General features: G+C 61.2%; 5 protein-coding genes. All 5 read left to right on the top strand.

All coding sequences use genetic code 11. The features are described from left to right. The first annotated feature begins 490 nt into the window (after positions 1-490). The 5 genes from QMX98_RS29160 (at position 491) to QMX98_RS29180 (ending at position 8,502) form a co-directional block, all read left to right on the top strand. The gene (locus QMX98_RS29160) at positions 491-2,542 is read left to right on the top strand and encodes a bifunctional diguanylate cyclase/phosphodiesterase (RefSeq protein WP_010457618.1); all 2,052 of its coding nucleotides are present in this window, start codon (positions 491-493) and stop codon (positions 2,540-2,542) included. 233 nt (positions 2,543-2,775) lie between these two features. Further along, positions 2,776-4,119 carry an imelysin family protein gene (locus tag QMX98_RS29165; RefSeq protein ID WP_010457619.1) on the top strand — a complete coding sequence of 448 codons (1,344 nt, stop codon included), beginning with the start codon at positions 2,776-2,778 and terminating at the stop codon, positions 4,117-4,119. A 752-nt stretch (positions 4,120-4,871) separates the two neighbouring features. Continuing rightward, on the top strand, positions 4,872-6,299 hold the full coding sequence (locus QMX98_RS29170) for a di-heme oxidoredictase family protein (RefSeq protein ID WP_102594591.1): 1,428 nt from the start codon (positions 4,872-4,874) through the stop codon (positions 6,297-6,299). Positions 6,300-6,325: 26 nt separating this feature from the next. After that, positions 6,326-7,390, top strand: a complete 1,065-nt coding sequence (locus tag QMX98_RS29175; protein WP_282411772.1) for an imelysin family protein — start codon at positions 6,326-6,328, stop codon at positions 7,388-7,390. Between the two features lie 14 nt (positions 7,391-7,404). After that, on the top strand, positions 7,405-8,502 hold the full coding sequence (locus QMX98_RS29180) for a DUF1513 domain-containing protein (RefSeq protein ID WP_010457625.1): 1,098 nt from the start codon (positions 7,405-7,407) through the stop codon (positions 8,500-8,502). The last annotated feature ends 82 nt before the right edge of the window (positions 8,503-8,584 follow it).

Here is an 8,584-nt window from a genome sequence, read left to right on the forward strand (position 1 = left end):
GGAGCGAAGGAACGCCGAGCCTTAGCGAGGGGCCGGACGCTTGGGGCGAGACTTTTTGGTTCCTTTTGTGGCGTTTGACAAAAGGGACTCGCCGTAAGGGCGAAACCATAAGTGGCCGTTACCGCAGAAATGGATATGTACACCAGCGGGAGACTGGTCGGCTGTCAGGCCGCCATCGCGAGCAGCCTCACTCCCACAGGACACCCGCAGAACCCAAGCCAATCTCCGACAATGAAACCAGCATTCAGCCCCTTGCCCCCCCGCCACAGCAGGCTAACATCAACAAAAGGAAAAATAGTCCCAATCCCCCTCAAGTTGAAGGACCCAACTACCGACACAGTACTAATAGGGCAAATACTCAAAACAACAGCATTTTCTGCCAAGCTGCAGGCAAAAAACCATGAGATTGAATGTCCCTTTGACTGCCATCACGGGATTGCCAATACTCATGGCAACTTGATGCTACCCGCACGGAACAAGGAATAACCCTTTGAAGCTGGAACTCAAGAACAGCTTGTCGGTGAAGTTGCTCCGGGTCGTGCTCCTGTCGGCATTGATCGTCGGCGTAGTCTTGAGCTGCGCGCAGATCGTTTTCGATGCCTATAAAACACGCCAGGCCGTGGCCAACGATGCACAACGCATCCTCGACATGTTCCGCGACCCCTCCACCCAGGCCGTCTACAGCCTGGATCGGGAAATGGGCATGCAGGTCATCGAAGGCCTGTTCCAGGACGAAGCCGTGCGCCAGGCCTCCATCGGCCATCCCAACGAAGCCATGCTCGCGCAAAAATCTCGTGAGTTGCACCATTCAAACAGCCGCTGGCTGACCGATCTCATTCTTGGCAAGGAACGCACCTTCACCACCCAACTGGTCGGCCGCGGCCCCTACAGCGAGTATTACGGCGATCTGAGCATCACCCTCGACACCGCCACCTACGGGCAGGGTTTCATCGTCAACTCGGTGATCATCTTCATTTCCGGCGTATTGCGCGCCCTCGCCATGGGCCTGGTGTTGTACCTGGTCTACCACTGGCTGCTGACCAAACCTCTGTCGCGCATCATCGAACACCTGACCGAAATCAATCCGGACCGCCCCAGCGAACACAAGATCCCACTGCTCAAGGGTCACGAAAAGAACGAACTGGGGATCTGGATCAACACCGCCAACCAGTTGCTCGAATCCATCGAACGCAACACCCACCTGCGCCACGAAGCGGAAAACAGCCTGCTGCGCATGGCCCAGTACGACTTCCTAACCGGTCTGCCGAACCGTCAGCAATTGCAGCAACAACTGGACAAAATCCTGGTCGACGCCGGTAAGTTGCAACGTCGGGTTGCGGTGCTGGTGGTGGGCCTGGACGACTTCAAAGGCATCAACGAACAGTTCAGCTATCAGACCGGCGACCAATTGCTGCTGGCCCTGGCCGATCGTCTGCGCGCTCACAGCGGTCGCCTCGGCGCCCTCGCCCGTCTCGGTGGTGACCAGTTCGCCCTGGTCCAGGCCGATATCGAACAACCTTACGAAGCCGCCGAACTGGCGCAAAGCATTCTCGATGATCTGGAAGCGGCGTTTGCCCTCGATCATCAGGAAATCCGCCTGCGCGCGACCATCGGCATCACCCTGTTTCCCGAGGATGGCGACAGCACCGAGAAACTGCTGCAAAAAGCCGAGCAGACCATGACGCTGGCGAAAACCCGCTCGCGCAACCGTTATCAGTTCTACATCGCCAGCGTCGACACCGAGATGCGTCGCCGTCGGGAACTGGAAAAAGACCTGCGCGACGCCCTGCGGCGGGACCAGTTCTACCTCGTCTACCAACCGCAGATCAGCTACCGCGATCACCGGGTGGTGGGTGTCGAGGCACTGATTCGCTGGCAGCATCCCGAACATGGCCTGGTGCCGCCGGACCTGTTCATCCCGCTCGCCGAGCAGAACGGCACCATCATCGCCATTGGCGAATGGGTACTGGATCAAGCCTGCAAGCAATTGCGCGAATGGCACGATCAGGGTTTCCCGGATCTGCGCATGGCGGTGAACCTGTCGACCGTGCAACTGCACCACGCCGAATTGCCGCGAGTGGTCAACAACCTGCTGCAGATGTACCGCCTTCCCCCTCGCAGCCTGGAGCTGGAAGTCACCGAAACCGGCCTGATGGAAGACATCAGCACCGCCGCCCAGCATCTGTTGAGCCTGCGCCGCTCCGGCGCATTGATTGCGATCGACGATTTCGGCACGGGTTATTCGTCCTTGAGCTACCTGAAAAGCCTGCCGCTGGACAAGATCAAGATCGACAAGAGCTTCGTGCAGGACCTGCTCGATGACGACGACGATGCCACCATCGTTCGGGCGATCATCCAGCTGGGCAAGAGCCTGGGCATGCAGGTGATTGCCGAAGGCGTGGAAACCGCCGAGCAAGAGGCCTACATCATCTCCGAAGGCTGCCACGAAGGTCAGGGCTACCACTACAGCAAACCGCTGCCGGCACGGGAATTGAGCGCCTACCTGAAACAGGCGCAGCGCAGTAACGCAGCCATTTTGTAGAGATCAAACAATCGCAGCCTCGTTCCACTCGACAGCTGCTACGGGTCCGTGTGCTTGTAGCCGCTGTCGAGTGAAACGGGGCTGCGATGTTTTTTGATCCACGACACAACGCTTGTACGAATAAGAAATATTTCCAGCTACAACCCTTTACAGATAATGCGAAAGATTTGCATTATGTCGCAGTTTTGCGCACCCGCTGCGCCATACCCCCCTCTCGAAGCAGGATGTTCGCCATGATTCGTATGCCTCTGGCTACCGCCAGTCTGTTGGCCATCGCTATTTCCCTCGCCGGTTGTGGCGAAGGCAAAGACAAGAACGCCGCTACGCCGACGCCGGCCGCCAGCACCGCTGCGGCTCCAGCTGCCGCCCCGGCCGCTACCAGCAAAGTCGACGAAGCCGCCGCCAAAGCCGTTGTCGCGCACTACGCCGACATCGTCTACGCCGTTTACAGCGATGCCGAATCCACCGCGAAAACCCTGCAAACCGCCGTCGACGCCTTCCTCGCCAAGCCGAACGCCGACACCCTGAAAGCCGCCAAGGCTGCCTGGGTGGCTGCCCGCGTTCCTTATCTGCAGAGCGAAGTGTTCCGCTTCGGCAACACCATCATCGACGACTGGGAAGGTCAGGTTAACGCTTGGCCACTGGACGAAGGCCTGATCGACTACGTCGACAAATCCTACGAACACGCACTGGGTAACCCGGGCGCCACAGCCAACATCATCGCCAACACTCAGGTGCAGGTCGGCGAAGACAAGATCGACGTCAAAGACATCACCCCGGAAAAACTCGCCAGCCTGAACGAACTGGGCGGTTCCGAGGCCAACGTCGCCACCGGCTACCACGCCATCGAATTCCTGCTTTGGGGCCAGGACCTGAACGGCACCGGCCCTGGCGCCGGCAACCGTCCAGCCTCCGACTACCTGGAAGGCAAAGGCGCCACTGGCGGTCACAACGATCGTCGCCGCGCTTACCTGAAGTCCGTGACCCAGCTGCTGGTCAGCGACCTGGAAGAAATGGTCGGTAACTGGAAGCCGAACGTGGCCGACAACTACCGCGCCACCCTGGAAGCGGAACCGGTTGATTCGGGCCTGCGCAAAATGCTGTTCGGCATGGGCAGCCTGTCCCTGGGCGAACTGGCGGGCGAGCGCATGAAGGTTTCCCTGGAAGCCAACTCCCCTGAAGACGAACACGATTGCTTCAGCGACAACACCCATAACTCGCAGTTCTACGATGCCAAGGGTATCCGCAACGTGTACCTGGGCGAATACACCCGCGCAGACGGCACCAAAATGACCGGCGCCAGCCTGTCGTCCCTGGTGGCCAAAGCTGACCCGGCAGCCGATACCGCGCTGAAAGCCGACCTGGCTGCAACCGAAGCCAAGATGCAGGTCATCGTCGATCACGCCAACAAGGGTGAGCACTACGACCAGCTGATCGCTGCCGGTAATACCGCGGGCAACCAGATCGTGCGCGACGCCATCGCCGCCCTGGTCAAGCAGACCGGTTCGATCGAAGCCGCCGCTGGCAAACTGGGTATCAGCGACCTGAACCCGGACAACGCTGATCACGAATTCTGATCAACGCTGGCTGAGTGACTAAAGAGGCGACCTTCGGGTCGCCTTTTTCATGCCTGCCTGACACGGACCACTGTAGGAGCGAGCCTGCTTGTGATGGCGCCGTGTCAGCACCATCCATGTTGAATTCAATACCGCCTTCGCGGGCAAGCCTCGCTCCTACAGGGTCTGCGCTGGACCCGTGGGAGCGAGCCTGCTTGCGAAGGCGCCGTGTCAGTCACCCTCCATGTTGAATTCAATACCGACTTCGCGGGCAAGCCTCGCTCCTACAGGGTCTGCGCTGAATCTGTGAGAGCGAGGCTGATTGCGATGGCGCCGTGTCAGTCACCCTCCATGTTGAATTCAATACCGCCTTCGCGGGCAAGCCTCGCTCCTACAGGGGCTGCGCTGAACCCGTGGGAGCGAGCCTGCTTGCGATGGCGCCGTGTCAGTCACCCTCCATGTTGAATTCAATACCGCCTTCGCGGGCAAGCCTCGCTCCTACAGGGTCTGCGCTGAACCCGTGGGAGCGAGGCTGCTCGCGAAGGCGCCGTGTCAGTCACCCTCGATGTTGAATTCAATACCGCCTTCGCGGGCAAGCCTCGCTCCTACAGGGGCTGCGCTGAACCCGTGGGAGCGAGGCTGATTGCGATGGCGGCGCCTCGGTCCCCTGTGAAAACCTGCCCCACATCAACCAAACGATAATTCCTCTTATTCAAACTCCCTTGCCCTGTTAGACTTTGCGCCCTTGTTTTGCTCGTCTTGCAGGATGTCTGATGCCCTCGCTGCTTCTTCGCTTGTCCGCACTGTTTCTGGCCCTGGGCCTGAGTGCCTGCGATGACGCCCCGCGTTTTACCAAGGCCGAACCCGGTGAAGCCCGGTCCGGTGGCGCGGCGACTGTGCGCAAGACCGATCAAAATGCGTTCTCCCTGCCCTCCGCGAACCTGTCGCCGTCACGGCGCGTGGATTTCAGCGTCGGCAACAGTTTCTTCCGCAACCCTTGGGTGATCGCCCCTTCGACCACCACCGCCCGGGACGGCCTCGGTCCGCTGTTCAATACCAACGCCTGTCAGGGCTGTCACATCAAGGACGGTCGCGGTCATCCGCCGACGCCCGATGCGGCGAACGCGGTATCGATGCTGGTGCGCCTGTCGATCCCGAATGCACCGGCCTATGCCAACGTCATCGAGCAGCTCGGCGTGGTCCCGGAGCCGGTCTACGGCGGCCAGTTCCAGGACATGGCCATACCCGGCGTGACCCCGGAAGGCAAAGTGCGGGTCGATTACACCCCCGTTCCGGTCCGCTTCAAGGACGGCACCGAAATCGAGTTGCGCAAGCCCAGCCTGAACATCACCCAACTGGGTTACGGCCCGATGCACCCCGACACCCGTTTCTCGGCACGCGTTGCCCCGCCAATGATTGGCCTGGGCTTGCTCGAAGCCATCCCCGACGAAGCGATCCTGGCCAACGCCGAGGCTCAGGCCAAGGACAAAAACGGCATCGCCGGGCGACCGAACCGGGTCTGGGACGACGTGCAGCAGAAGACCGTCCTCGGCCGCTTTGGCTGGAAGGCCGGGCAACCGAACCTCAATCAACAGAACGTTCACGCGTTCTCCGGTGACATGGGCCTGACCACCAGCCTGCGCCCCTTCGACGACTGCACCGAGGCGCAAACAGCCTGCAAACAGGCGCCGACCGGCAACGGCCCGAATGGCGAGCCGGAAGTCAGCGATAACATCCTGCGCCTGGTGCTGTTCTACAGCCGCAACCTGGCTGTACCGGCTCGTCGCGACGTCAATGCGCCCGAAGTGCTGGCCGGCAAGAACCTGTTTTTCCAGGCCGGATGCCAGTCCTGTCACACACCGAAATACACCACCGCCGCCAACGCCGCCGAACCTGAACTGGCCAATCAAGTGATTCGCCCTTACAGCGATCTGCTGCTGCACGACATGGGCGACGGCCTGGCCGACAACCGCAGCGAATTCCAGGCCAGTGGCCGCGACTGGCGCACCCCGCCGTTGTGGGGCATCGGACTGACGCAAGCGGTCAGTGGCCACACCCAGTTCTTGCATGACGGCCGCGCGCGCAATCTGCTCGAAGCCGTGCTCTGGCATGGCGGCGAAGCGAAAGCGGCCCAGCAACAGGTTTTGTCTTTCAATGCCGAGCAGCGCGCTGCGTTGCTGGCGTTTTTGAATTCCCTTTAATACGTATTCCATAGCGGGAGCCCGACATGTTCCGTCCCAAATTGTTGTTCACCAGCCTCGCAGCACTCGCCCTCGGCGCTTGCTCGCCACAGGACCCGCAAGCCGTCACCTCGGCCGCCATCGCCAAATCGGTGATTCTGCCAACGTACACCCGCTGGGTTGAAGCCGACCGCCAATTGGCCGTCAGCGCCCTCGCCTACTGCGAAGGCAAGGAAAACCTCGACACCGCCCGCGCCGACTTCCTGCACGCGCAGAAAGCCTGGGCCGAGTTGCAACCGCTGCTGATCGGGCCGCTGGCCGAAGGCAATCGCGCCTGGCAGGTGCAGTTCTGGCCGGACAAGAAAAACCTGGTCGGCCGTCAGGTCGAGCAATTGGTCACCGCGCAGCCGCAGATCGATGCCGCCGCCCTGGCCAAGTCCAGCGTCGTGGTTCAAGGCCTCTCGGCCTATGAATACATCCTGTTCGACAGCAAGCCGGACGTGGCCAACGACGCGCAAAAAGCCAAGTACTGCCCCCTGTTGAAGGCGATTGGCGAGCGTCAGAAACTGCTGGCCGAAGAGATTCTGCAAAGCTGGAACAACACCGACGGCATGCTCGCGCAGATGAGCAAGTTCCCGAACCAGCGCTACGCCGACTCCCACGAAGCCATCGCCGACCTGCTGCGCGTCCAGGTCACCGCCCTCGACACCTTGAAGAAAAAACTCGGTACGCCGATGGGCCGCCAGAGCAAGGGCGTGCCGCAACCGTTCCAGGCCGATGCCTGGCGCAGCCAGTCGTCCCTGGCCGGCCTTGAAGCCAGTCTCGCAGCCGCCAAAACCGTGTGGGAAGGCGTCGACAACAAAGGCCTGCGCGGCCTGTTGCCGAGTGAGCAAAAACCGTTGGCCGACAAGATCGACGCCGCTTACGCCGCGGCCCTGAAACTGTTCGCCAGCAACCAGCGTTCGCTGACCGAGATGCTCAACGACGATGCCGGCCGCCAGCAACTCAACGATATCTACGACAGCCTCAACGTCGTCCATCGCCTGCACGAAGGCGAACTGGCCAAGGCGCTGGGCATCCAACTGGGCTTCAACGCCAACGACGGTGACTGATGAGGGCGAGTGCCATGCTGCGACGTCAGGCTCTGACTTTAGGTAGTTTGCTGCTGGGAGCAGTGACACTGGGCGGCTGGACGCTGTTCAAACAAAAGGACAAGAGCCCACTGCTGCTTTCGGCGCGGGACGATGGCGACGGCAAGCATTACGCCGTCGGTTATCGGCTGGACGGCACCCGGGTGTTCGCCACCCAGGTCGGGCAGCGTTGCCACGACATCATCAACCACCCGACGCTGCCGATTGCGCTGTTCGTCGCACGACGTCCGGGCACCGAAAGCTATCTGATCGACCTGCGCGACGGCGCGCTGCTGCAAACCGTGGCCTCGCTGCCCAACCGGCATTTCTACGGGCACGCGGTGATTCACAAGAGCGGCGAGTGGCTGTACGCCACCGAAAACGACACCTCCGATCCGGGTCGCGGACTGTTGGGGGTGTATAAGTTCGAAGGTGAACGGCTGGTGCACAGCGGCGAGATATCCACCCATGGCATCGGCCCCCATCAGGTGTCGTGGATGCCAGACGGCGAGACGCTGGTGGTGGCCAACGGCGGCATTCGCACCGAGGCTGAAAGCCGGGTCGAGATGAACCTCAACGCCATGGAGCCGAGCCTGGTATTGATGCAACGCGACGGCACCCTGCTGAGCAAGGAAACCCTCGCCCAGCAGATGAACAGCGTGCGTCACCTGGGGATCGCCAGCGATGGCACCATCGTCGCCGGCCAGCAATTCATGGGGCCGTCCCACGAGTCCTCAGAGTTGCTGGCGATCAAGCGTCCGGGCCAACCGTTCGTGGCGTTTGCGGTGCCTGAACATCAGTTGCAGGCGATGGGGCATTACACCGCCAGCGTGGCGGTCCACAGTGACTTGCGATTGGTCGCGTTGACTGCGCCGCGCGGCAACCGCTTTTTCATCTGGGACCTGGACAGCGGTGAAGTGCGCCTGGATGCGCCGCTTCCCGATTGCGCCGGGGTTGGCGCCGTGGCCGACGGGTTTGTCGTGACCTCGGGTCAGGGCCGCTGCCGGTATTACGATTGCCGTCAGACAACGCTGGTTGCAAAACCATTGGAGCTTCCGGCGGGGCTTTGGGATAACCACCTTCACCTCATCTGAGCCCGTTTCCTGTGGCGAGGGAGCTTGCTCCCGCTGGGCTGCGAAGCGGCCCCAAAATGGGACTGCTGCGCAGTCCAGCGGG

The organism is Pseudomonas sp. PS02303 (genome assembly GCF_029959925.1).
Taxonomy (GTDB): domain Bacteria; phylum Pseudomonadota; class Gammaproteobacteria; order Pseudomonadales; family Pseudomonadaceae; genus Aquipseudomonas; species Aquipseudomonas mandelii.